Origin of the sequence: Paenibacillus sp. M2, from assembly GCF_046713495.1 — a bacterium.
GTDB lineage: Bacteria > Bacillota > Bacilli > Paenibacillales > Paenibacillaceae > Paenibacillus > Paenibacillus amylolyticus_B.
In genome coordinates, this window is sequence record NZ_CP169648.1 from 3,217,248 (window position 1) to 3,243,371 (window position 26,124).

At 44.5% G+C, this 26,124-nt stretch carries 22 protein-coding genes and 1 pseudogene; 17 read left to right on the top strand and 6 right to left on the bottom strand.

Annotated elements, in window-relative coordinates; all coding sequences use genetic code 11:
* The first annotated feature begins 29 nt into the window (after positions 1-29).
* Genes ACETMN_RS14730 through ACETMN_RS14740 form a run of 3 tightly spaced genes read left to right on the top strand, consistent with a single transcriptional unit; the run spans position 30 to position 2,602 of the window.
* Entirely contained in the window at positions 30-1,145 is a 1,116-nt protein-coding gene (locus tag ACETMN_RS14730; protein ID WP_179198528.1) for an endospore germination permease, read from the top strand.
* Between the two features lie 42 nt (positions 1,146-1,187).
* A complete protein-coding gene (locus ACETMN_RS14735; protein WP_188310549.1) occupies positions 1,188-2,339 on the top strand; it encodes a Ger(x)C family spore germination protein in 1,152 nt (383 codons plus the stop codon).
* Positions 2,340-2,383: 44 nt separating this feature from the next.
* The gene (locus ACETMN_RS14740; protein ID WP_091016457.1) at positions 2,384-2,602 is read left to right on the top strand and encodes a hypothetical protein; all 219 of its coding nucleotides are present in this window, start codon (positions 2,384-2,386) and stop codon (positions 2,600-2,602) included.
* 87 nt (positions 2,603-2,689) lie between these two features.
* Here ACETMN_RS14740 and ACETMN_RS14745 read toward each other — a convergent pair whose 3' ends face one another.
* Entirely contained in the window at positions 2,690-3,964 is a 1,275-nt protein-coding gene (locus ACETMN_RS14745; protein ID WP_149846621.1) for a stalk domain-containing protein, read from the bottom strand.
* 181 nt (positions 3,965-4,145) lie between these two features.
* Here ACETMN_RS14745 and ACETMN_RS14750 point away from each other — a divergent pair, with 181 nt between their 5' ends.
* Both ACETMN_RS14750 and ACETMN_RS14755 read left to right on the top strand, forming a co-directional pair.
* On the top strand, positions 4,146-4,514 hold the full coding sequence (locus ACETMN_RS14750) for a hypothetical protein (RefSeq protein ID WP_091016454.1): 369 nt from the start codon (positions 4,146-4,148) through the stop codon (positions 4,512-4,514).
* Positions 4,515-4,532: 18 nt separating this feature from the next.
* Positions 4,533-5,765 carry a sialidase family protein gene (locus ACETMN_RS14755; RefSeq protein ID WP_149846622.1) on the top strand — a complete coding sequence of 411 codons (1,233 nt, stop codon included), beginning with the start codon at positions 4,533-4,535 and terminating at the stop codon, positions 5,763-5,765.
* A gap of 80 nt (positions 5,766-5,845) precedes the next feature.
* Here the strand turns inward: ACETMN_RS14755 and ACETMN_RS14760 are convergent, their stop codons facing one another.
* A complete protein-coding gene (locus ACETMN_RS14760) occupies positions 5,846-6,271 on the bottom strand; it encodes a hypothetical protein (protein ID WP_149846623.1) in 426 nt (141 codons plus the stop codon).
* Between the two features lie 42 nt (positions 6,272-6,313).
* Entirely contained in the window at positions 6,314-7,549 is a 1,236-nt protein-coding gene (locus ACETMN_RS14765) for a GAF domain-containing hybrid sensor histidine kinase/response regulator (protein WP_149846624.1), read from the bottom strand.
* Between the two features lie 162 nt (positions 7,550-7,711).
* Here ACETMN_RS14765 and ACETMN_RS14770 point away from each other — a divergent pair, with 162 nt between their 5' ends.
* The 5 genes from ACETMN_RS14770 to ACETMN_RS14790 all read left to right on the top strand — a co-directional run bounded on the left by ACETMN_RS14770 (position 7,712) and on the right by ACETMN_RS14790 (position 13,917).
* On the top strand, positions 7,712-8,020 hold the full coding sequence (locus ACETMN_RS14770) for a hypothetical protein (protein WP_149846916.1): 309 nt from the start codon (positions 7,712-7,714) through the stop codon (positions 8,018-8,020).
* Between the two features lie 153 nt (positions 8,021-8,173).
* Complete coding sequence (locus ACETMN_RS14775; RefSeq protein WP_411157706.1) at positions 8,174-8,779, top strand: esterase/lipase family protein; 606 nt, start codon at positions 8,174-8,176, stop codon at positions 8,777-8,779.
* Positions 8,780-8,984: 205 nt separating this feature from the next.
* On the top strand, positions 8,985-9,983 hold the full coding sequence (locus ACETMN_RS14780; protein WP_091016447.1) for a helix-turn-helix domain-containing protein: 999 nt from the start codon (positions 8,985-8,987) through the stop codon (positions 9,981-9,983).
* 130 nt (positions 9,984-10,113) lie between these two features.
* Positions 10,114-10,908, top strand: coding sequence for an SDR family NAD(P)-dependent oxidoreductase (locus ACETMN_RS14785; protein ID WP_091016445.1), 795 nt, complete (start codon positions 10,114-10,116; stop codon positions 10,906-10,908).
* A 189-nt stretch (positions 10,909-11,097) separates the two neighbouring features.
* The gene (locus ACETMN_RS14790; RefSeq protein ID WP_091016444.1) at positions 11,098-13,917 is read left to right on the top strand and encodes a glycoside hydrolase family 2 TIM barrel-domain containing protein; all 2,820 of its coding nucleotides are present in this window, start codon (positions 11,098-11,100) and stop codon (positions 13,915-13,917) included.
* A gap of 105 nt (positions 13,918-14,022) precedes the next feature.
* On the opposite strand, the gene ACETMN_RS14795 is transcribed toward ACETMN_RS14790, so the two are convergent.
* A complete protein-coding gene (locus ACETMN_RS14795) occupies positions 14,023-15,396 on the bottom strand; it encodes a sugar phosphate nucleotidyltransferase (protein ID WP_091016442.1) in 1,374 nt (457 codons plus the stop codon).
* Between the two features lie 17 nt (positions 15,397-15,413).
* A complete protein-coding gene (locus ACETMN_RS14800) occupies positions 15,414-16,223 on the bottom strand; it encodes a DUF6492 family protein (protein WP_091016440.1) in 810 nt (269 codons plus the stop codon).
* Between the two features lie 142 nt (positions 16,224-16,365).
* Between ACETMN_RS14800 and ACETMN_RS14805 the strand changes: the two genes are divergently transcribed.
* From ACETMN_RS14805 to ACETMN_RS14825, 5 genes and pseudogenes are all read left to right on the top strand, one after another.
* Positions 16,366-17,190 carry a YheC/YheD family protein gene (locus ACETMN_RS14805; protein ID WP_091016438.1) on the top strand — a complete coding sequence of 275 codons (825 nt, stop codon included), beginning with the start codon at positions 16,366-16,368 and terminating at the stop codon, positions 17,188-17,190.
* 198 nt (positions 17,191-17,388) lie between these two features.
* A pseudogene (locus ACETMN_RS14810) lies at positions 17,389-18,129 on the top strand (LytR/AlgR family response regulator transcription factor).
* Between the two features lies 1 nt (position 18,130).
* Positions 18,131-19,432: an ATP-binding protein gene (locus ACETMN_RS14815; RefSeq protein WP_091016434.1), complete on the top strand. Its 1,302-nt coding sequence runs from the start codon at positions 18,131-18,133 to the stop codon at positions 19,430-19,432.
* Between the two features lie 110 nt (positions 19,433-19,542).
* Entirely contained in the window at positions 19,543-21,594 is a 2,052-nt protein-coding gene (locus tag ACETMN_RS14820) for a serine hydrolase domain-containing protein (RefSeq protein WP_091016433.1), read from the top strand.
* A 196-nt stretch (positions 21,595-21,790) separates the two neighbouring features.
* A complete protein-coding gene (locus ACETMN_RS14825; RefSeq protein WP_091016431.1) occupies positions 21,791-23,194 on the top strand; it encodes a PQQ-binding-like beta-propeller repeat protein in 1,404 nt (467 codons plus the stop codon).
* A gap of 69 nt (positions 23,195-23,263) precedes the next feature.
* Here the strand turns inward: ACETMN_RS14825 and ACETMN_RS14830 are convergent, their stop codons facing one another.
* On the bottom strand, positions 23,264-23,938 hold the full coding sequence (locus ACETMN_RS14830; RefSeq protein WP_091016429.1) for a class I SAM-dependent methyltransferase: 675 nt from the start codon (positions 23,936-23,938) through the stop codon (positions 23,264-23,266).
* 165 nt (positions 23,939-24,103) lie between these two features.
* Between ACETMN_RS14830 and ACETMN_RS14835 the strand changes: the two genes are divergently transcribed.
* Positions 24,104-24,727, top strand: a complete 624-nt coding sequence (locus ACETMN_RS14835) for a hypothetical protein (protein ID WP_091016428.1) — start codon at positions 24,104-24,106, stop codon at positions 24,725-24,727.
* Positions 24,728-24,896: 169 nt separating this feature from the next.
* A complete protein-coding gene (locus ACETMN_RS14840) occupies positions 24,897-25,877 on the top strand; it encodes an SDR family NAD(P)-dependent oxidoreductase (protein ID WP_091016427.1) in 981 nt (326 codons plus the stop codon).
* Positions 25,878-26,124: the final 247 nt, after the last annotated feature.

The window sequence follows — 26,124 nt, forward strand, 5'->3', positions numbered from 1 at the left end:
CTCAAGCAATCAAGGGAGCGGGATTACACATGTTAACTGACAAAGGAAAAATATCAGAGACTCAATTGGCATTCATGATCTTTCCTGCCATTCTCGCAACAGCCATCTTGTCTGTTCCTGGAATTACAATGCACTATGCAGGTCATGACATGTGGCTCTCTCCGATTATAGGCTCCATTATTGGTATTGCAGCGGTAGCGATCTCTATAGGACTGGATCGCCTGTACCCCGGAAAAACGCTCATTCAATCGAGTGTATCGATTGCGGGGCGTATCTCTGGAAAATTAATAGGATTGGTATATATCATTTTTTTGCCCCATTTGACGGGCTTGATTATACGGACGTACGGTGAATTCATTGTTAACAATGCACTTCCGCGGACTCCGCTATTCGTTGTAATGGGGACGATGGTTGCGGTGTGTGCGCTTAATGTCAGACTAGGAATCGAAGTAGTTGGACGCACGTCTCAAATCTTTGTGACCCTCCTTATCGTGTTGCTTAGTCTAATCTTCATTCTATTGATCGGGGAACTGAATCCAGCGGAATTATTCCCTTTCATGGAGAACGGACCACTACCTAGTATTAAAGGAGCCCTTGGACCTGCTGCATGGTTTAGTGAATACATCGTAATTGCCTTCTTGCTTCCTTATGTCAATCGTAGAAAACGCACAACACGAGTTATGTTGGGTTCCCTTATACTAACGACAACCGCAATGACGGTAATCAATCTGTTTTGCCTGTTTTTAATTGGAGATCTGACGGATAGCTTTGTATATCCGGTTATGATTGCTGCAAGATACATAACCATTGCAGACTTTCTGCAACATATTGAATCCCTGATTATTGCGGTTTGGATTTTTGGAATCTTCGTCAAGATTTCTGTTTTTCTTTATATTTTTGCGACATCCACAGCAGAATGGTTCGGTTTGAAGGATTACAAACCCGTCGTTGTGCCGCTTTCGTTTCTATGCATGGTATATGCCTACTGGGTTGTGTCCGGCGGATCGGGTGCTTCTAGTCTGATTGGGCCTTCAGCTAACTTGTATACGATCAGCATTTTATTGATCCTTCCGGCTATGATCTACGGTGTCGCATGGCTGAAGAAAGGGTGGGCACATTTTCGAAAGAATCAAGCGAACACCTGATTGATGGGGGAGGAGCACTTGCGAATATATAGAGTACTACTAATGCCAATATTGTGTTGTGTACTTTTAAGTGGATGCTGGGATCGCATTGAGATTAACGATTTGGCTATTGTGCTGGCTACGGGTATAGATTACGAAGACGGCAAAGTACAACTGACTTCACAGATTTTCATTCCGCGAAAGGCCAGTGCAGGAGATAGCAGTGGGAGCGGAGGCAGTCCAAGCGGGGTTACGATGATTCGAACGGCGGAAGGACTTACAATTGCCGAGGCATTGAATCGGTTACAACGTAAGGTTCCCCGGAATATGTTCTGGGGCCACTGCGAAGTCATCATCATTAGTGAGCAAGCCGGTAAACGCGGTATCCGCGAGTACATCGATTTCTTCCTGCGCTACCCTCAATTCAGGGAACATGCATATGTCTTTTCCAGCGAAAGGGCGGCGAAAGATATTCTTGCCTTGCTTGATCCTCTGGAGCGAAGTTCTGCAGAATCGTTGCGAGAAATGGCCAATATGAAGCTGGGTACACGGATGACTGCTCTTGAACTAGGTAAATCGATCGAAGGTCCAGGTAGCTCCGTCATCTTGTCTCGCATGTTAATCTTACCCCCGGAGCCCGATCAGGATAAACTGACAACTACGCCATATGTAAAAGGTTTGAGCTTGTATAAGGAGGATCGCTACGTCAAGACGGTCAAAGAACCATTAAGTGTAGGTGTATTATTACTTGCAAAAGAACTGAACAACATTATCATGCCTGTTGAATTTAAGCCGTTAAAAGGTTCTTTTTCGATCCAGCCCATTGAAATCCAAACGGTCTTGAAACCTCGGATTGTAAACCAACAGTGGAGTATGAAGGTCGACATCCAAACCCGGGGAGAAGTGGTGTTAAATACGACGGAGGCCGATCTGACTGATCCCGCTGTGTTATCTAAATTGGAACAGGAATGGTCAGCTAAGCTTACAACACTGGCTCATGATGCTTTAGAGATGGCCCAGAAGGAGCTGCGCACAGATTTTTTCAAATTTGCTGTTGAATTTCGTAGATATTATCCAAATCAATGGAAGAAGCAGGAGAAGAACTGGGAAACCATCTATCCTGAAATGGACGTGGAAGTCAAAGTGGAAGCACATGTAGTACGTACCGGAAAATCAACAGGACCTCAGGGGATACCTGATGAGGACGAAAATTGAACAGAGATCGCTCCTGTTATAAGCCTGAGAAATGAGGTGATTGTATGAAAATAGGCTCAATCCTTGGAATTTTGATGCTGTCGGCTGCGATAATGTATGGAGAGTGGAAGAGTAGCAAAGAGAAGCGAGCCAGAATAGTGAGTGCGGGGATTACTGCAGTGGCGACAGTCATTGGGATTATCCTTCTCTTTCAGCCCCGATTTCCTGGTCCTACCCAGGTTATGAAGCTTGTATTTGGAAGCGTGGATAAATTAATGAAGTGAGAATATGGAACAGAAGGACCACGTCTTTACGTACCAAAGATGAGGTCCTTCTTTTATTTTAAGTGAGCTGCATCCACTTAAAGATGTCTATTCTTTGATCACAGAAGCGTTCACGGCATCTTCCATCTTTGTATTGTAGGAACGGAACAGCCCCAAACGCCAGAACGCGGCTCCTTTGAGGTCATAACGTTTGGCAAGACCGAGCTTATCATCTACAGAGGAGGGCGTTTCACTGCTTAGACTGATCCCGAGCAGAAGCTTGCTCTTCGGGACACCGGCCTGTATGGCTAATTGAATCGCCTGATCTACAAGACTATTTGGCTCAGGTACCTGAGATTTGGTGCCAACCGGATTATACTGATAGGCCATAATAATAAGATCATCTGCAATAGAGGCAAGAGTTTTGTAATCATAACCTTTATAAGCACTATTTAGCGGGGGTACCGCCAGAGATAAAGCTGTGTCCTGGGGCAAGGAACTCTTTAGTTGTTTCACGTAAGCATTGAGCAGCTTCTGTTGTTCTACTGCATCCAGTTTAAAGCCCAGTCCTTCAAAATCCAGAACAACTCCGCCAAAACCATGTTCAGAAACAGCAGAGGTTATACCTTCAATCGATTTCTGACGCAGGTTGGTGTCACTCAACACTTTGGTCAGTTCGCCGTTTCCGTCCAATGCATATACCATTAGTTGCGGTTGGATACGCTGATCTGCTGCGTCAGCAACAATAGACTGCGGCGTAATATCACCCGCAGCAGCAGGAAGACGGTACTCTTCCCCCTGGAGTGTAAACTGACCTTCGCGATCAATGCGGCTCCAGCCAAATGCTACAGAATTCATGGAAGTAATGAGATCCTTTTCTTGAAAGGATTGCAATGCATAGAAGGCTCTCAGGTGCATCTCGCGTTGTGGGGAGACGAGAGAGACCGTCTTGGTTGCCTGATTCCAGCTTACTTGTACACCGAATTGGTTACTGAATGAACTTAATGGAATAAGTACTCGTCCTTCCCGCTGAACTGGTGGTGCAGGAAGTTTTACGTTCTTTCCGTTTACGGTTGCTGTAGTGCTGCCTACCGTTAATACTACCTCGGTGGTTTGACCTTTTACAGCATTCGTTGCTTTTACAGTCTGCGTTTTGCTGTTCCACGTTATATCGATACCCAGAGCCTCTCCAACCGTCCGAAACGGAACATAAGTGACACCCTTATCCATGCGTGGAGCTGCATCAAACGTTAAGGGGACATCGTCCAGTTGAACGGTAATGGCCGGAGCAGCATAGGCTCCACCGATATTTGGGGTGTTTCCAAGGACAGAGAGAGTAATCACTGTAACCGCAGCAATTTTTCCTACACGCTTAATGAACATCGTCTGTTTCCTCCAACTTGGTACATAATAGTAGATTCTTGCTTTAAAAGTAATCTAGTAATCTAGCATATGTATCATAACAAAATTTTCATATCGTTCCAATATAAGAGTCGAAGTTTAGTCATATTGGCGGCAAGAATCGTAATATACTTTACTATATATTGCGGAAGGAGTGTGCTTTTTGCCAAACTCTACGGGTTTTATATACAATCCAACCACCGGTGCAACTCAGTCCACGCAGCTTATCGTGACTTGCATTAACGATTCTCTTAATGCTCCCGTTAATATTGAGCTTGAGGTTTTCAGGTGGGATACTACTCAAACTGCACGTATTGCGATTGGTCATGATCTGTTTGAATTATTGCCTCAAGCGACTAGAACCGTAATCTATCCACTGATCAACGCCGCTTTTTTCGAGGTGCAAAGTGATTATTTTAGCGCCACAAGCACTATCATTCATGTATATGGTGTTGATTCTACAGGTCAGATCATCCAGCGTGTGCTCCAATCCGAGATGACATTAATTGACCGATTCACAAATATCCCTTAAAGGAAGAGAGGTGAGCAGATGGCAGTTGTGAATATTACTGGAGCATTAGCAGGCAGCCAATTCGAACCTTCAATTGCAGTTAATACGTTGAACCCGAATATTATGTGCGTGGTAGCTGTGGATACCAGTACTGGACCAACATTGACTGGATTCTATCGTTCCATTGATGGAGGGAGTACCTGGTCTACAACGATACTTCCTCAACCAGCAGGATATGCAGGAGCAGAAGCACCAACAATAGACTATACGTTTCCAAATACCTTTATCGTTACCGTTCACTTGTTTAACGGGATTAATGATGGGACGATTGCAAGTTACACCTCATTTGACGATGGGTTAACGTGGCAGCCACCGGTTATCGTGCAGGCAGGTTTCGGTACCATTGTTCATAATGATGAGCCTTACATAGCGGTAGACCGTTCTCCTGGTAGCCCCTATCGAGGCAATGCATATGTCGGATATACCCCACTTGCCACGACTTCTTCCGCTATATTTACACAACGGTCGGTCTCACAGGGGTTAACCTGGGAGCCACCTGACCGACAGTCGAATCCGCGAGGAATTCATGACCGGGCAGCGCTGGCTGTTGGATTCTCGGGTGAGGTCTATGCAGGCTACATCATAACAGGGCCTGCCAGCCCTTCTGCACTTTTGCGTATTTCCTACGATGGTGGCATTACCTATCAACCTCCTCTGGATAGACAGGCGACATTCATCTCATCCGTTGTGCCAGCTCCATCGCCTTTACCTGTACCGAATTACGCTTTTCGGGTACAGACCAATCTAAGTCTGGGAGCAGATATTTCCGTTGGACCTAACAGTGGAACCGTATATGCCGTATGGAATGATGCACGAGCTGGCTATACCGATGTGTTACTCTGCGAATCTCCGGATGGCCTTTTATGGTCAGACCCCATCAGTATCACAGGCGCGCCACCGGGTACACAGAATTTTTTCCCGTCGATAACCGTATCACCTTTTGCAGGGACGATCAGGGTTATTTATTACTCCAATCGAATTGACGGATTCCTGCTGGACGTTTTTGTTGCGGAATCATTTGATGGCGGGACCAGCTTCGCCAATCGACGTATCACAACCACATCTTTCAATCCCAATGGTAACTCTCCGATGCCAACGGTACTGATTGGGGACTACATCACTGCTGCAACGTATGCTCCAGATAATTTAGCAGCCGTGTGGATGGCCACAACACCACCCACGGGTAAGCTGGATGTTTATTTTGGAAACTGATTCAATGTAAATTGGAACACCCCCACACCTTAATCTTTATGAACAAACAGATTAAGAGTATAGGGGTGGAGGTGTTCATTTTAATCAGAAACGACAAATCCGTCGAAACTCTCAGGACCGACCCGAACCGTTCCGAGCAGGTTGGTACTGATAAATGCAGTGTACGTTAGTTGTGGCTGGATCGGTGGATTATAGTCGTTGGCAGAGAAAACAATAACTTCGGGGTTGAGGAAACCGCTTAAACCATAAGTGAAGTTAGCAGAGTAAACAATCGGATCCGTAGCAACGGTGCCTCTAACAATGGTAATTCTGACTTGAAAGAGTGCAAGCGGTAGTCGCACCGTAATGGTTCCTTTCAATGAAACTCGTGGATTGGCTCCAGCTCCAACCGTTTGCAGACCAATCTGTGCAAATAGTTGAGGCGTATTAATCACTGGAATCGGTATAGAAATGGAATTAAACAACGCAGCATTTTGCGAAGATCTTGCATCCAGAAATTGTGTCAACGTATATACCTCCTATCTGTTTCAGATAGAATAATATATTCCTCATTCAGAGATTTGCATGGACGTTGGTGACGCGCTGGAAATATTAAAGGCAAATCGACTGCCCAAGTGACTTGTTTCTTTAAGCCATACAATCCCACCCATCAATTCAGCGAGTTGTTTACAGATGGATAGGCCTAGCCCGGCTCCACCATACTTTCCGGAGTTGCCGTGAATCTGCGAATAGGATTTGAACAATAGATCTTGGCGATCCTGGGGGATGCCGATGCCCGTATCTATTATCTCGTAAGATGCATGGAGTGTACCTTCTGGATCAGCAGATACTTGCGTAGAGATGCATACTTCACCTTGCTCCGTGAATTTCAACGCATTGCCAACAAGATTGATTAGGATCTGACGGACTTTTTGCTGATCGCCTATAAGCATCAAATGATCATTTATATCGTATTCTGCGTATAATCGGACACCTTTTTTCTGTGCTTCAGATGAGAACAACTGGAGTACATGGTCGACGGTTTTAATGACACTGTAGGGGTTAATCTCCAGAGAGATCGCACCCGCTTCTGCTTTGGAATAGTCGAGAATTTGATCCATCATGGATAACAGACTGGTTCCACTAGACTCTATGACATTAACATATAACGATTGATCCTCATTCAGCTTGGTAGATTGCAATAGATTTGCCATTGCAAGAACACCATTCATCGGGGTACGAATTTCGTGGCTAAGGACGGCTAAGAGATTTTTCTTCTCTTCCAGTACTTTTGCAGCGGTTTCTTCCGCATGTTTTAACTGTTGCAGTGTCGTTTCCATCTCAAGAAGACCTGTGAAGAATGAAGACAAGGAGAGAAGCAGATCCACGTCCTTTTGTTGATAGGAATAGAAATCCTGATCAAACGAACAGAGGGAGCCATAAATTTCTCCGTTCTCATTATGTATAGGTACGCCTACAAATGAACAACCACCTACGAATTCTGTAGCGTCCATATGTTTGGTTAACGGATGAGTCAGATTGTTATTAATTACCAATGGACCTTGGGTATGTTCAGTCACAAGTGCACAATATGACTCGGCGTTTTCAACGACAAGTCCCTCACCTAAAATTAGTTTGTCACGATTATATACGTTCAGAACTTTGGTGGATAGATGATCCAACTGAGCGATACAAAACGTATTTGCAGGAATTAACCTGCTTGCCGTGTCCATAACATTAGCAGCCGAATCATATAATTTATGTGAGACTATAGATAGCACATCAATGAATTCTGTTTTCAACATATTGATTTGACTCCTCCTGATTGTAGAAATTCGTTGTGCACTGTATTAAGTATATATGAATTCGAAGAATAGAGCATGTATGGTTTTGACAGTGGAAGATGGAAATGAGAAAATATAATGCTGTAGAACATGAAAAATATATTAAGTGGTGGAGGCATTTCAATGAATCAGCGTTTTCGAATTACCCGGTCCGTACAAGAAAGCAATGCGGAACAATCCATCTCCCTGGAAGAATGCAAACTCTACTTCGAGTCCAAGCCCGAATTCACCTATTCATCGGTTCTTCACATTGTTGGAGCAGAGAGCACCATGTCCATCGATGGGGATTTTTTTATGTGGGACCTTGAGGGAACACAGATTGCTTTTCGTTTGTACATGGGAGATCTGTATGTAGCTATTTCTAACGAAGCTATTGTACCCAAAATGATTGAGATTGCAACGGATCTACGTGCAGACATCGTTGAAGGATAAGAAGTAGAGAACTAGGTTTGATAAAAATGTAATCATGTTAGTTGTAGTATACTTTAGACATTCCTGTAAAAATGAGACTAAAGGTTCATTTATATTCCATATGTTAGATTGTAATATATGGAATATAAAACATTTTACAGGAGAGTGAATGAAGTGAAAAAGACCAAATTAATACTTATTGCATTCATGAGTATGATCCTTGCCTTATCAATAACTGGAATAGGATCGAGTTCAAAGGCATCTGCAGCTACGGCACGTACACCCATTGTATTGGTACATGGATTGACTGGTTCAGATAGCAATTTTACAGCAATTGAGAGTTATTTGCGTAGCCAAGGGTGGACAAGAGACGAATTATTCGCGATTGACCTTCCTAGCAAACAAGGAAACCAGCTGTTGAACTCTGCAGCAATTAGTCGATTCGTAGATGATGTTCTGCGCGAAACGGGTCATACAAAAGTCAATATTATAGCTCATAGCATGGGTGGAGCTAATAGTCTCTATTACATACTTAACCGTGGAGGCTCTTCCAAAGTGGATAAGTTGATTACCCTTGGCGGGGCTAATCGATTGACCACAACGACAGCTCCGAGTGGAATAAAGGTGACTTCGATCTATTCCACCAGTGACACGATTGTGTCCCCAGTACTTTCCCGGTTGAACGGGGCAAACAATGTTTCGGTTTCCCTCGTATCCCATATCGGTCTGCTGTTTAACTCACGGGTGAATGCCCTGATCAAAACTGCGTTGAATGAGTAGCTAACATTATAAAAATGGAAAACAAATGTATATTTTTCATAATATACTGAATGATTGACTTGAACACGACGGACCATTCATGGTTAGTCGTGTTTTCGTATTACCCGGAAATGGCTCACTGAGGTAAGATTTAAAAATAGCAACATTCGTTCTATAATTAGAAATCAGAATGAAAAATGGAACAAAGTTAAAGGAGTCTGGATGTATGCAATCTCAACCGAATGATCGAATTAAAGTTCACCCAGGCTTTTGGGCTGGATTACATCAAATAGGGATTGGTGCAGAAGACATCGCTCGCACAGCACAATTATCTCTTGAGACAATAAATAAACCTGTAGTGACCCAATCTCAGTACTTTGCAATCTGGCAGGCCTACTCTGATCTCATTGGGGACACCGCTGAGGGCATCATCAAACTTGCAACCGGATATGAGATATCCAAGTATCCTCCGCCTGTGCTGGCGATGTACCATGCTCGTGATTATCGTGATGCGTTGAATCGAATGGTCCGTTACAAGCAAATGTGTCCTCCCGAGAGTCTGCAGATTACCGAAGCAGGGGAGGAATGTATCATTGAACTCGAATGGTTACATAAGGAGCTAACAGGTCCGCCATTATTGGTCGGTATTACACTGGCATTTTTGCTTGAACTTGGACGGAGGGGTACAGGCCAGCCTTTGATGGCCAAAAGGGTCGAGTTCACCCAACCGATGGGCAACGTATATACCCTTGAAGCTTACTTCGGCTGTCGAGTCGATACAAATTCTAACCATAATCGGCTGACGCTAGAGCGAAAAGATCTGAATCTTCCATTTCTCTCGTATAACGAGGAGTTACTGGAGATCCTGACCCCGGCTCTGGATCGGTCGCTGGACGAACAGAAGAACAGTCGTTCCGTTACTGAAGTGGTCAAATGGATCTTGAAACGTAACCTCACAGGAAAGCGCCCTGACATCCAGACGGTCGCCAAAGAGCTTTGTATGAGTGATCGTACCTTGCAACGGCGACTGACGGAAGAGAACACAAACTTCAAGCAATTATTAACCGAAGCAAGACGTGAGCAGGCCCGGGAGTACCTGGCAGATCCTTCGCTCGATATCAAAGAGGTAGCATTCCTGGTTGGATATGAAGACCAGAATTCGTTCTATCGTGCGTTCCGGACCTGGGAAGGAGATACTCCTTCGAATTGGCGTGTCAGGCATTAACTTTGTCGCAAGATGCTAGTTACTGAGCCCTTCAGACTGCGTAATATTATATCTATCCAGTGAATGAAGCTGTTCGCAATGTTCAAGAAACAGCTGCCGGATAGTTGTAATCAAGAAGGAGAAATGCAGGATGGATATGGGACTAAAAGAGAAAACAGCCTTAGTTACAGGATCAACAAAAGGGATCGGCAAAGCGATTGCTATAGAACTCGCTCGAGAAGGTGTTCATGTTCTGATTAATGGACGTAATGATGAAGAGGTAGAACGAACAGTTCGTGAAATCAAGTCTACTTTTCCGGAGACCTCTCCGCAAAAGGCTACCGCTGATCTTGTGGATCTGGCGCAACGCCAAGCTTTATTCGAGAAATTTCCTGAGGTCGATATATTAATTAATAGCATGGGTATATATGAAATCATGAGTTATGAAGACATAAATGATGAAGTGTGGGAGAAATATTTCCGTACCAATGTGTTGGCTGCCAATGGCTTGTCTCAATTTTATTTACCTAAAATGGTGAAGAACAATGACGGGCGTATTATTTTCATCGCAAGTGAAGAAGCCCTTATGCCTTCAGGCCAGATGCCCCAGTATTGCATGACCAAGTCAATGCTGCTGTCATTATCTAAAAGTTTGTCCAAACTGACAGCAGGGACCGAGGTTACCATTAATACGATCCTGCCAGGTCCGACACTGTCCGAAAACGTACAAGAAATCATTGAGGGCATATACCCTAATGAGGCACTGACTTTTGAAGAAAAAGAGAAAGACTTTATGAAGAGTAATCTGCCACAGTCCGAATTACAGCGATTCATCAAGCCAAGTGAAATAGGCAGACTCACTGCATTTGTATGCAGCCCATATGCTTCAGCCTTCAGAGGTTCTCCCATCCGGATGGACGGGGGCATGGTTCCCACCATATTTTAAAATTGTTCAGGATACAGGATATGTATCCATAAGATGTCGCCAGCATTGGCGACTTTTTTATTTGTAAATGATCTATGCGAGGGGCGTCAATCGAGTTTATAATACAGGTATGATTTATCGAAAACGATTTCTGTGCATTGGAAGCGATTACTTTTATTTGATTATATGAATCTAAAAGGGGACACTATCATGATAGCTGCAATAAATCTGGAAGGGGTTTGGAAACTCCAACTCGATGAACATAAGGTGGAACGTGGTCTGAATTTCTCAGACATTATTACATTGCCAAATACTACATCTCATGCGGCCAAGGGCAAGAAAAACGAGAATGTGTTAATCGGTGCGCTGACGGATGAGTACTTATTTGAGGGTTATGCCTGGTTTTCACGAGAGATTGAAATTCCCGAACACTTGGCTGGCAAATGTTGCTTCTTGCATCTGGAACGAACACGAGTAACCACAGTTTGGATCGATGGGGTGGAATGCGGAACACAAAACAGTCTGAACACACCTCACCGTTACGAGATTGAGGCAGGGCTAACCGCGGGGACTCATACAATTACCATTCGAGTGGACAATACCAATTATCCAACCAAAGGTGGTCACCTTACATCCGAAGACACGCAGACGAATTGGAACGGCATCACCGGGAAATTGGAACTTCAATTTTTCGAGCGTGTTTTCCTGGATAATGTTCAGGTCTATCCCGATCTTGCGACTCGATCTTTCGAGATCAAGGCAGCACTTGTTGGTGACCTGCAAGAAGTACGAATCGTGGTTTCGGCTGTTGCAGTCAGTGCAGATCCGGTGTATACGACCGAGGAACAGATTTTCGCCCCGGATTCGCAGGAAATCCAGCTGACGTACAAGATTGGCGAAGATGCGATGTTATGGAGTGATGATGAACCTAACCTGTACCAACTTCATATTCATCTGCAAGATCAGGACGGCCAAGTGCTGGATTCCACCGAAGTATGGACGGGATTACGGGAATTCCGGGCTGCTGGAGACAAATTCACCATTAATGGTCGCAAAACGTTTCTTCGAGGAAAACATGACGGGCTGATCTTTCCGCTCACGGGATATGCGCCAACAGATGTGGATGAATGGCTTCGCATTCTTGGCATTTCCAAGTCGTACGGTATCAATCACTACCGTTTCCATACCTGTTGTCCTCCGGAGGCTGCTTTTATTGCAGCGGATCTGTTAGGCATCTACATGGAGCCTGAGCTTCCGTTCTGGGGAACCATTACGGATGAATCTTCAGATGGGCATAATCAAGCCGAGCAGGATTACTTGATTAGCGAAGGATTTGCGATGCTGCGTGCTTTTGGTAATCATCCTTCGTTTGTCATGATGTCCATGGGGAATGAACTATGGGGAAGCAAGGACAGATTGAATTCGATCCTGAAGGCATACAAAGCATATGATCATCGTCATCTATACACCGAAGGTTCGAATAACTTTCAGTTTGTGCCGGACATTCTGGAGGAAAGTGAATTCTTCTGCGGGGTTCGTTTCTCCAAAGAGCGCCTGTTCAGAGGTTCATATGCGATGTGTGATGCTCCGCTCGGTCACGTGCAGACCGACCTGCCAAATACATTGAAAGATTACGATTCAAACATTGTACCTGAGCAAGGCAGCGATGCTGACCCTTCTGGTCAGACTGGGGACAAAGAGATTCAGATTCAGTATGGGACAGGTTCCAAAACAGTGCAGGCCGAAGCTGGAAGTGACCAACTTGTCTCACACGTACCAATCATCTCGCATGAAATAGGACAGTACGCCACGTTTCCTAATTTCGAGGAGATCAACAAGTATACGGGTTCTCTCAAAGCAAAGAATTTCGAAGTGTTTCGAGAGCGTCTGAATGCCAGAGGGTTGGGACATCTGGCGGAAGCATACTTCAGAGCCTCTGGTAAACTCGCGGTAGCATGTTACAAGGAAGAACTGGAAGCTGCCTTTCGTTCGCAGCAACTAGCCGGGTTCCAGCTGCTGGATCTTCAGGATTTCAGTGGTCAGGGAACAGCGCTGGTGGGTGTACTGGACGCATTCATGGATTCCAAAGGCATGATTACACCTGAGGATTGGAGAACGTTTTGTTCCGACGCTGTGCTGCTCGCGAGATTCCCCAAATATAATTATCAAGCGGGTGAATTGTTCGAAGCACGCATTGAACTAAGTTACTTCCGGAGACAAGCATTGGATGGACTTCAATTGAAGTGGGAAATTCAAAGCGAGCAGATCGAAGGAAGCGTCCTATTGGAAGGGAAAACAGACCTGCCAGCGACCCATGGAGAACATTATGTGAATGTCGCGGATCTCAGCATTCGCATTCCTGAAGTCTCCAATATGACCAAAGTGGAGCTTAGACTGTCCATTCCGGGTACGGATATCCGTAAGTCTTACGACCTGTGGATCTACCCGAGTCAGGAGGAAGTGGACCTGAGCGGTTTGAATCTATTTACCGAACTCTCGGAGCAGGCGTTGGCGCTGCTTGAGCAGGGCGAGGATATTTTACTTTTCCCGAATCCCAATCAGCTTCAACACGCGATTCAAGGTTTCTATAGCACCGATTTCTGGTCTTACCCTATGTTCCGATCCATCTCGGAGAATATGAAAAGAGAAGTTCCTGTGGGCACAATGGGCTTGTTAATTCAACAGGATCATCCGGCCTTCGACCATTTTGTCACAGAGGAGCACTCAACTTATCCGTGGTGGAGCATCGTGTCCGAGTCGTCATCGATCATCTTGGATGAGTTGGATAAAGACTTGAATCCGATCGTGCAGACCATTGATAATTTTGAGCGAAACCACAAGCTCGGCCTGTTGATGGAGTGTCGGGTCCGGAAGGGGAGAGTGCTGATGGGAGCGCTGAATCTGGAGCGTCTGATGACTACATTGGAGGGCAGACAGTTGTTATACAGCTTCCAGCGTTATGTACAAAGTTCCGCTTACCAGCCCGTTGCACGTCTGGAAGTAGAGGAACTTCGCAAGTTGTTTAACTAAGATATAGGGAGAAGAAGTGTCAGGTTTCCCTTAATTATGTTTTATAGCCCCTTCCGCAAATGGAAGGGGCTATAAGACATGCAGATTGAATCGGTTCATTCTCCGTTAAGCGCTAGATGAACCTGCACTTTTTAGGATTACATTCCAATCTTTTTCTTCAAAAAGTATGTTGTCTTTATCCTCTGTTACTCCGATCCGGACCTCAAGGATCACCATCCTGATTTCAGCCAGAATAGAAAAGAGACTCTCCTTGGTAATCGCGAACTGAGTGCCCATATTCACTTGCATGACCTTTCCGTTGACAAGCACTTGCCCACTGCCTGCAAGCACGGTCCATGCTCTACACCCAGTTCTATGCCAGTTCAACCCGATATGTTTGCCTGGTAGAACCGTTATGTTTAATGTGGTTACAGTTGTATTCTCATCGTCTAACGAACTCTCAATGACACGATAACTGCCCCAGGTTGCTTCACCATACATCGGTTTTAATGGCAAGTTACCCAATTGCGCTTTAATTTCATTTGAATTATTTTTGTTGGCAATGAGAATGCCATCCGGACTTGCGGCAGCGATAATACCTGGCACGCCAATGACTTGGATGGGGTAGGGAAGTTCGTTAATAATATAGGAATCGGAGGAAGAACCCGAGATTCCACCGTGTCCGATTACATGGGTATCTAACTGTTCGCACAGCGTATCCCAGCTTCCGATATCCTGCCATACTCCCTTATAAGGCAGGACTACGGCCCGCTGCGCCTTTTCTGCAACATGCTTGTCAAAACTGCGTTCAGGCAACGCTTCATACAGGGACGACAATTGATCATAATGAACCGGAAGCCCCATTTTTTTAATATGGGATATCATAAACGCGACGGTGAATGCGTACACACCACAGTTCCACAGTGCCCCACGTTGTAGCAGAGTTTCAGCAATGGTGGCTTCGGGTTTTTCTATAAATTGTGTTATGGGCGCATAAGCATTACGTTCTTCTCCACCCGGCAGGATGTATCCATACTGTTCTGAAGCATGTGTAGGCCTTGTCCCAATTAAAGCGATATCGGCTTGAGAATGTTTCAATATGTCCGGCAGTAATTGGAAGTTGCTGAAAAAATCTTCACCTGCGAACACATCAGCTGGCGCGATACAGATTACATCGTCATCCTTGGCCATTCGGAAGGATTGCAGATATAACGTCGCTAAGGCCGCCGCAGTAAAAGTACCTCGTTTATAAGGTTCCCCAATGACTGGTATTTTGCCTTGAGTATGTCGTGCCGTAATATTAGCCTGATCCTGATGTGAAATAATGAGTGTTGAATCCGTTAGGGATGAACTGTCAAGCTGGCGGCATACTCTGCTGATCATGGATTCCCTGCCTCCAGCGGGTGATGGAAGTATATCTATGAACAGCTTGGAGCGAAGCTCATTGGATAAAGGCCAGAGCCTTTTGCCAGAGCCGCCGCACAGCAGTACGATATGCATGGGCTTCCTCCTTAAGCTCAGGGAGCTTTACTATAGATTTTCCGTTTATGAAAGGAAAGAGAACGGTATTTAAGAGCCAGATTGCGGATTTGTTGTTCTTTTAACGAAGAAGCATTCACATTCAGACTTTTATTCTTGGAACTTCTAAGAACCATGCTGCTTGGGTTTTTCGTATACATAAAATTGGCATACGTTTCATACTCGGAAAATCCAAACTGTTTCTTCTTATTGATATTGGAGATGATCGCTTTGTACCATGGCAGCTTATGAACCGCTTCAATTTTCTGTTTTAAGGCAGCGAGTTTCGATTTGTCGAACAGCATATAATGGGTGACAAAAGAGCGGGGACGCGGAGCTTTCATGCCTAACAACTTGCGGTAGGTATTGAAATATTCCGGTTGGCTCCAGTCACGGCAGTAAAAGACTGTTTTGCCTTCTACAAGAAATGAATGAGGTTTAATCAGTACGGTATCTGCATCCATGACTAGAAAGTACTTTGCCTTCACAATGGAATCTCCGTTCATTTTGAGCAGCTGCTGATATAACCAGCCTGACCGATTCCATCGGGAGGACTGGTAGTGTATCTCGTTTTTGGTTATAGGCAGGACGGATCGCTCATTAACAAAAATGCAGTTTTTAAGGGAACAAAGTTTTCTGATTTTGGCGCTGACCGGAGAAACAATATATATGCTTCCAATGGGATGATTTACATAACGGCGAATGTTATCAATGACGAGGGGAAGGGTAGCCAAATCTTTCTCGATCGCTGGTATAAGAACATCAATCTTAGGCGCATTATTCAACCGGATTCCAGGCTGGACGGACATCTTCTCAACTCCTTGCACAAATCGTGATGACTCATTATATGGTATGTGTGCAAAAGTGTTTTGGTCAGGGCATGTGCAAATATACATTTTTACGAATAGGGGCTTTTGTGGAGGGTTCCTTTATCGGAATTACATATAATGCATGCAGGATCTTGATCAAACAGCGGGCTATGATGCGGTTGCTGAAGGGAGAGTTTACGACATGGGAGTTGATAAATTGCAGCCGTTAAGAAGCAAGTGGTTAAAAACAAAATTAATCATTAATAATGAATTAATTAAACCGTTTATCCCCGACACACAGAAATATAACAAAACGAATCTGAAATCCATGATCAGCAAATATGGAATGGTCTATGTCAAACCCGAGAGAGGTACTTTCGGGATGGGTGTTATTAAGGCCGAGATGGAAAGTCATCAACATTTTGTCTATCAGATAGAGCAAAAACGTCTGACGTTTGACAGCTTTGAATCGTTTTACAGCAGTCTGACTCGCTTGGTGAATAAAAGAAGTTATCTGATTCAAAGAGGAATCCATCTTCTTAAGCACAATAACAGACGTTTTGACATCCGAGTCATGATACAGCTAAGCCCGACCAAACATTGGGAAGCTACCGGAATCATCGGCCGACTGGGTCATCCAAAGAAAATCGTAACCAATTATCATAGTGGTGGTACACCGATGGATATTCACAAGCTGCTACAATCACATGCATCCACAAAACGCAGGAATGAACTGGTTCAGGAGATGAATGAGCTTAGCCTGCGCATAGCTCGTCATATGAAAAAAAAGTACCCGTATCTAAAGCAAATCGGCGTGGATATCGGCCTTGACCACAGTCTGAAACCCTGGATTATTGAAGTGAATGTCAAACCTGACCCATATATATTCAATCAATTAAAGGACAAGACGATGTATCGCAAGGTCATACGATATTACCGCCATGCTGTGCCCAAAAAAACAAAATAACAGACCGGACTTTTCATAGGAATGGCTGGAGAAGGTTTCAAGCTCAAGAGTCGCCAATGTGGCGACTTTTTTTGTTGATCTGCGTTTTAGGGTCGGAATAATGCATTTCATCCCAATTCGACTCCGAAACCTATGCTAAAATAGTATATTCGAGAGTGAAATTCAGAGTCGATGTCGATGAAAGGCGGATGTTCCCCCATGTTCAATATTGCAATCTGTGATGATGAGGAGCAGCAACGAGAACGTGTGAAAACGATGCTGGTCTCCTTATCTCTAAAAACCAATTTTGATTTTCAAATTAGCCTATTCACATCTGGTGAACAACTGCTCTCACACTACAGAGAGGTTGGGGACACATTCAATATTCTCATCTTGGATGTGGAGATGGGCGGAATGAACGGGATTCAGACCGCTAAAGAGATCAGGAACATGAAGTTTCTGGATGTACAGATTATGTTTCTGACCAGTTATCCGGAATATATGGTGGAGAGCTTTGATGTCATCACCTTTCAATATCTGATCAAGCCAATCCAGCCGCAAGTTTTCGATGAAAAGATGATTAAGCTGTGTCAATATTTTCAGGCATTGGACAAAAAGTATGTATTAATCAAATCAGACTATGATGAACTGTTGCTGAAATATGATGATATTCTCTGGATTGAGGTCGTCAAAAGTTTAACAATCAAGAACAAGTTGAATTTTGTGACACAGGAAAATGTACATTAGACCAAAGGCATTTTATCCAGCTATGCTATTGGTTTGAAAGACCATGGTTTCTTGCAGATTCATCGCTCGATTATCATCAACCTGATGCATGTTCAGAAGTTTTCCGGTACCCAAGTCGTTATGTTAAATGGAGCGGAACTGCCCATAGGCCGATCCAAGGTCAAAGAAGTCAAGGATGCGTATACCAAATACATGATCATGAGGATTCAATGATATGGATACCTATATGATTTTTTCCATCATCTTTGTGACCTTACTCATGGCGTTTCAGGCGAATTTTTATTTTGATTCTGTGTTGGGCAAGTCCAAGCGGAAGACACAGAGAGCACTCTATTTCGTAGTATTTGTTATGCTGGGTTATTTTTATTTGGCATCTTCCTTCTCCGATCTTGTTTCGACTGCTGTTGCTCTGCTATTAATCTTCAGTCTGGCACAGTCCTATAAAGTGGAGTTCAAAATCAAGCTTGTTTTTACCATTCTATATGCAGTCCTGATTACTATGGCGAATACGATAGCAGTATATATTCTCGGAGTTTTGGAATCCACAGGAGACTTCATCTCATGGGAACAATTCAATGGTGAAAACTACTGGATTCTCTCCAAAGTGATGCTGGTTGGATGCAGTATCATGTTTATTGTTATTCAAATTGTGCGTCTAGTTGCCAAGCGCAGAGGTTTTGCTGTGCATTATCGTTATTATTTGTTGTTTCTCATTGTGCCGATCATTACGATCTATCAGATCAATGTGGCCTCGATCTATAGTGAAAAAAACATATTCTACGTGTTTTCTGTGCTGGGCTCTCTTTTTCTCAATGTGTTTATTGTTTATGTATTCGATAATATGGTGGAAAAGGTACAGCTCACGCATGAAAATAGCCAGTTACAGCGTCAGATGGACTACCAGGATGCCAACTATGAGAAGACCGTTCACAGTTTCAAAAACATTAAATCCATCATCCATGATATCAATCAGCAATTTCTGTATATTGATGAATGTATCCAACGTAACGAACTGGCGGCAGCAGGTGACCATATCAAGTCTACGTTAAATACGATTGAAGGTGCATACCAGAGGGTGAACTCCGGCAATCTGGTCATTGATGCTCTCGTTACGAATACCCTGGCTATGGGGCAGGCAAACGGAATCAAAATCGACACCAAAATCCAGCTTCACTCGCAACATATCCAGATCGATCGATACGATCTGTGCGTAGTGCTTGGTAACATGCTCGATAACGCAATTGAGGCCTCCAAGAAGGTTAGACAGGCCGAGGATCGATACATCCTGATTGCCATGCACTCCACATCAACTGCACTGGTCATCCAGATCATGAATCATGTGGAGCAACCGATCGTTGACTTGAAAAGTGACAAGCCCAATCCGGAGTACCATGGGATCGGTCTAACCAATATATCGCGAATGTGCGAGAAATATGGTGGACATATGAGTATTGAGCATCAGCATCGGAAATTTAACAACATGGTTGTGCTTCCGTTCCACACCGACAATCCCTGAACCTGCCGTTCAGGGGTTGTTTTTTTCCATTCAGGGTCCGTTTGCGTTTGATCAGTCTCTTCCCGGATATGATGAATTCATTCATAAGAACATTTGAGGGAGGACATATGATGAAGAAACTAATTAGTTTTTTATGTACAGCGGTACTTGTAATTACACCGCTGGCAGATGTCAGAGCAGAGGCGAATAACAACGGTACGATTGAGGCACGGGCGGAGCAGATCGCCAAGGAGATGGTGCAAAACTACGGTGTCACCAGTGTGCAATATGCGATCATGGATGAAGGGGAATATATTTTATCAGATAGTGTCGGACTGCACGATAAGGCATCACAGAAGCCAATAGACAAGGATAGCATGTATGGCATAGGCTCGGTTAGCAAAATGGTTGTTACGGCAGCCGCCATGAAGCTTGTCGATTCAGGTAAAGTAGATCTGGATGAGCCGCTTACTTCGTATATCAAGGACTTTAAAATGGCAGATGCGCGCTATACTCAAATCACACCGCGCATGTTGATGAATCATTCATCCGGTCTTTACGGTACACATTATGGAAACAGCATGTTGTTTGACGATAATGACACCCGCAATCATGATGAGTTATTGCTTAAACTTCAGTCCGAAAAACTGAAATCCAAACCTGGCGCATACTCCGTCTACGCTAATGACGGTTTTCAATTGCTTGAAATCCTGGTTGAACGGGTGAGTGGGTTAAGCTACAGCGAATATATCGCCAAGTTCATCAGCGAGCCGTTGAAGTTGGAATCAACGAAGACACCACTAGATTCCTTTGACAGAGCGCAATTATCCGAAACCTATTGGCCTACACTTGAGATGAAGATGCCTACCGAAAATGCAAACATTATCGGCACAGGCGGAGTGTACTCTACCGCAGAAGAATTGAGTCAATTCGGAGAGGTTTTAATGGGGAACAGACCGGATATTCTGTCCGAATCTGCTGTGAAGGCCATGCAATCTCATGAGTATCGTAAGGGCATATGGGTATCTGATGAGCAAAATACGATCAATTATGGCTTGGGGTGGGACGCGGTTGACCTTGCACCTTTCAGCGATTATGGGATTACCGCGCTTGCCAAAGGTGGGGATACCATGTTGTACCATGCCGTGTTAATCACTATACCCGAACATGATATTTCAATGGCGGTTCTATCATCTGGTGGATCTTCCGTCTACAATCAGATGTTTGCCAGCAAAGTGCTGCTGGATGTTCTCGAGGATCAGGGCATCATCGACGATGTTCAGCCTGATCAGACATTCCTACCACCTGTGAAAGTGAAAATGCCAACGGAGTTGAATACGTACTCAGGTCTGTATGGTACTGTAGGTGAAACACTTGATATAGCAATCAAGGATGGTGAATTCAAACTCCCTGCCTTGCTAGGAGGCATTATCCCGGAGCAGAACTATGTGTACACAGGCGATGAACATTTTACGAGCACGGACGGCAGTGTGAAAGCTAGTTTTGTGAAGGAACGTAATGACAAGGTGTATGTTAAAGTTCAAGGCATGATAACGTTACCCGGCATAGGCCAAACGGTAATGAACACGTATGATTATCAAAAATTGGATCATAATGCGCTTGACGCAGCAACCAAAGAGAAGTGGACAGCTCGTGACGGCTCGAAATATTACGCGTTGGATGAAAAAATAACATCGATCTTTTATCTGCTTCCATCGATGCTGATCAAGAACCTTTCCGTTGATGCCAAAAATGGCTATGCTAATGGCACGCAAATCATGGATGCGAACAACGCAGAGAATATCGCCCAGATTCCTGTGATGAACGGAAGAGACGCATTTGATCTGCAATTTTACACGAAGCATGGCGCTGAGATTTTAATTCAGGATGGACAGGAATACATTGCAGAGGATGCGATTACTCCAATCTTTGGTGGAAAAAAAGGAATTACGACTATTCCGGCAAACGGTCAAGCCCGGTGGTATGCGATCGACGACCGATCGGGTAACAAATCCATCACGGTGGATTCTCCGAAGACCGGAGGTTATGCAGTGTATAATGATAAAGGGGAAATGGTTGACTTCTCTGTAGCAACCAATCCGGAATCGACGAAGCTCCCGAAAAGTGGTTTTATCGTTTTTGGTGGGGACGCCGGTGATGTATTCCAGATTAAATTAAAGTAAAGCAGGGATTGCGTTACAAAATCACATTCGCAATTTGTCACATAAATAATGTCGTATTCAGGAAGTCGCCTTATGGCGGCTTTTTTGATTTTATTTTTAGAATAATTTAACAATCTGGTAACAATTCGGCCTCATTACTCGTTAAATTTATGTAGTTATATATCAGGCTAATTTTTAACAGGAGGATTCATTATCTATGACTAATAGACATAAACGTCAAACGACTAAGCAATGGAAAAGAAGAGCAGGCAGACCCATCGTTGCAGGCCTTACTGCCGGAATATTAATGGTTCACGGAGTCATCGGCGTGTTGCCATCTCAGGTACATGCTGAAGCATCGGATGTATCCATCCGTAACTGGTACTCGTATCAGCGCATCACAGTGCCTGAACTGAAACCTACTTGGACAGCGAAAGTAGATAACCATTTGAATATGAACGAGACGTACATCGGAGCTAATGCCATTGCAGAAGAAGGCAAAGTATTCACGTTTGCTGGATCGAAGTTGATTGCACTTGATGCGACAACAGGTAAACGGTTGTGGACTTACGGCAAAGAACTGACACCTTATATTACTTATCAAGGCGGCGTCCTCTACGGACTTACCAGTGATCACAAGCCATATGCCTTGAATGCGAAGACAGGCAAAGCCAAATGGCAGTCAGGAACATCCACCTGGATTGATACGGTTCAACGTACGGAAGTGCTGATTCCAACGGTGGATACCCTCTACGTGATTAAGGGGAGTACAACGTTTGCACTGGATATCCAGTCAGGCAAACTGCGCTGGAAGGCAGATGAGCCATTAGGCGAAGGTCACGGTACTGAATATCTTGAAGAGTCTAATGGTGTTGTACTGAGAACCTTTTTTGTCCAAGGGGCACTTACATCCGTTCAACTTAATGCGTTTGACAAGAAAACGGGCAAGAAGTTATGGGGTCATTTTGGTCAGGGGGAAGGTATTCAGATCAAAGACGGTCTTGTGTATTCGGTGGATTTTTATTCTCCAATGTTGGAAGATGACGAGTCTTCACCTGAACGCAAATGGAAAGTTAATGCGTACAACCTGAAGACCGGTGTGCTGAAAGGAAGTCAGGAGTACAGGTGGACCATGCCGGGTGACCCACCGTATATGAATGGTAGAGGAGATATACTTGTCAATAAAGACAAACTGTACATTGCGCAGGGGGACAACATAGCGGAGTATTCGTTGAGTACAACCAAGTCGGAAACTACGCCAATTCGAACGTTTCACCAACCTTACGGGGACAAAATGGAGTTACTTGGCATTGTACAGGAACGGATGGTGTACAAAAACCTCGAGACAGGTGAACTTAAAGGCATTAAGCTGGCTAATGGTCAGGAGGTTCAGTGGCATGGTGATGCCCCGGTTTCTCAGATTGATGTTTACGGTAAAGGAATGTATCGAGCGCAACGTAACGGCACCCTGCTTGCCCTCAACATGATGACGGGTCAGCCAGCTTTTCGAGTCGCTACCGGGGGAGATCTGCACAACACGACATTGAAGACAAACGGAATGATCATCATCCAAGCCGAAGGCAAACTTCTCGGCGTTAAGCTGCCAGCATCGCTGAAATAAGTGATCTAGAATGAAAAATATGTGAAAAGACCGGATTACGGCATAGCTTGCTCATAATCCGGTCTTTTTTTATTTTTGCGCATAAAACACTGCAAAGTCCAAGTACTTGTACATGCAATCTGCCACACGAAACCCCGCTTCCTCCAACCACTTCAATTGATCCTCCAGCGTGGCATTGATATCCACCTTGCGTCTTTCGATCGAAGCCGAGATGGCTTCCTCAGACAAACCACTTTGTTGAATCGCTTCCAACCAGCGCTGGCGGTAATAGGTGTCCGTATCGAGGGTTCTTCCCTGAACCTGATCTGCGTTGATGAAGCATCCGCCTGGTTCTAACAGCTTATGTACAGAGTCAAACACCTTTTTCTTGTCAGCGTGGGTCAGATGGTGAATAGACAGGGAGGAAATAATCATGTCGTAGGAACTGGTGAAATCGTACTTGGAGTAATCCCCGACCACATACTGCACTTGGTTCGCATCAGCAAATCTTCGACGTGCTCCTTCGAGCATATGATCACTAATATCGATCAGGGTTAATCGCGCGTTGGGATACTTTTGCAGGACCAATCCGGAGAGCAGTCCCGTTCCTGCACCCAGATCAAGAATACGTGGAGAATCGATCGGGCTTTCCATTAGGTCCAGAGCCATTCCATAAAAATCATCAAAACAAGGGATAAGCTGCTTTCGCTGCACATCATAATCTTGGGCTACCTTATCAAACAGCTGCTTTACTGAGAATTCCATGTGCTCATCACTCCTTGAGGTTTTCTCCATATTTTACAAACTGGAAGGGATCAAGGGAAATACTGATTATGGATAAACTCATAGGTTGGACCTATGGGTTCCGAGTCTCTGCCATGGGTAATAACATGTGTAAGCGCAGAATATAGACAGGGAGGAATGAACCTGATGTTTCAACCACGTTCTATTATGATGAGTATCTCGTTAATCGTTATAGTTCTAACACTTACAGCTTGTTCTGGTAGTAATGAACCCTCGGCTATCCCTGAACCATCAATGCCAGTAGGTGAATCTGCTCCAGCACCTTCAATAGGAAATGAAACGAAGCGTCAACAGACCGAAAGTTTTGAAATGTTGACGGCAGATGGCAATCAATCACTAGAAGCGACTTTGCAACAAGGAGAAGGATTTTCCTTGTACGTATTCGAGAAATTCACATTTGATGCTGCTCAAGGCCGTCTGTCACTGACTAGTAATGCTGACTATTATGTGGATATTGAACCACTGCCTTCGGATTATAATCTGGCAGAACTGGAGACAGCGGGTAAAGAAGAATTAAAAAAAGCCGGTAAGGTATCCGATTATAGTGGAGAACTGGTAGAACACCCGCTTGGTTATGCCGAGCTCTATCTTCAGGCCTCTGGTGAAGAAGGAATTAGCGATTATATGGTCTGGAAATCAGAAGAAGGGGACGCATTTTTATTCCGTCTTCATAATCCAAAAGGAGAAGAGGCCTCTGATTTCGGCAGTCCGGTCCTTGTTTCGTTATCCACCGTTCAGGGTGATTCGTAACCTAGATGACTATAATGTTTTCAACGAAAGTCGCCAACTGGCGGCTTTTTTACTTTTGCAGATTGCACGGAGAAGTTGCGAGGTGATGTATTCACTTCCGTTTGACTTAGAGTACGCTCTAGGGTGTAGACTTTGAAGAAGAAGAAATATTGCCAAGGAGATGAACAGAATGACACAGGAAAATAATTTTAGAACTTTACAACATAAAACAGGCTCTGGCTTCAACCATAACAGTACAGCGGAGGAGGTATTGAAAGATCTGGACTTGTCAGGACAGCTTGCTATTGTAACGGGTGGATATTCCGGCCTCGGGTTGGAGACGACACATGCGCTTGTTAATGCGGGAGCCCGTGTAGTGGTGACTGCACGTCGTCCAGCGGTTGCGAAGGAAGCACTTTCGGGTCTGGAAGGTGTTGAAATAGATGCATTGGACCTCGCTGATTTATCCAGCGTTCGTGCTTTTGCCGAGCGATTCCTCGCGAGTGATCGCAACATCGACATGCTGATTCTTAATGCGGGCATCATGGCTTGCCCGGAGACGCGGGTTGGTCCTGGCTGGGAAGCTCAATTTGCAACAAATCATCTGGGTCACTTTGCCCTGACTAATCTGTTATGGCCAGCACTCACTAGTCAAGGGGGAGCACGTGTTGTTTCCTTGGCATCAGCGGGACATCATTTTTCATCTATTCGTTGGGATGACATCCAATTTGAACATGGCTATGAGAAATTCCCTGCCTATGGACAGTCCAAAACAGCAACTATTTTATTCAGCGTTGAGTTGGATCGTCGAGGTGCAGAGCACGGAGTACGGGCTTTCTCCGTTCATCCAGGCGGAATTATGACACCACTACAGCGTCATATGCCCAAAGAGGAAATGATTGCGCTGGGCTGGATTGATGAATCTGGACAAGTGGCCAACCCTGCGTTCAAAACACCTGAGCAGGGGGCAGCGACGCAAGTCTGGGCAGCAACTTCACCTCAGCTTGAGGGAAAAGGCGGTGTCTACTGCGAGGATTGTGACATCAGTGAAATGGCTCCCGAAGATGGAGGTTTCTACGGGGTGAAGGAATATGCGATTGATCCTGAGCAAGCTCTTCGTCTATGGAAACTGTCCGTGGAGATGACGGATACGGATATCCCAACCACGTAAAACCTTGATTTACACAACAATTAAATTGAGATACACACTAAACGCTACTGAAGTTGTCCGTAGCGTTTTTTTATTTTTGCTCATACGAATTGAGAAAGTAACATCCCTCATGGTTAGGTGAATATCATATATCAGAATAGAGGGAAGAAAGGATACATTATACGGCTCAGTGAAGTGAAATAACTGTGATGGATTGTAATGTGAGTGCTTTTCCATTTAAAATAGAGGAATCATGTTCTTTTTGAGA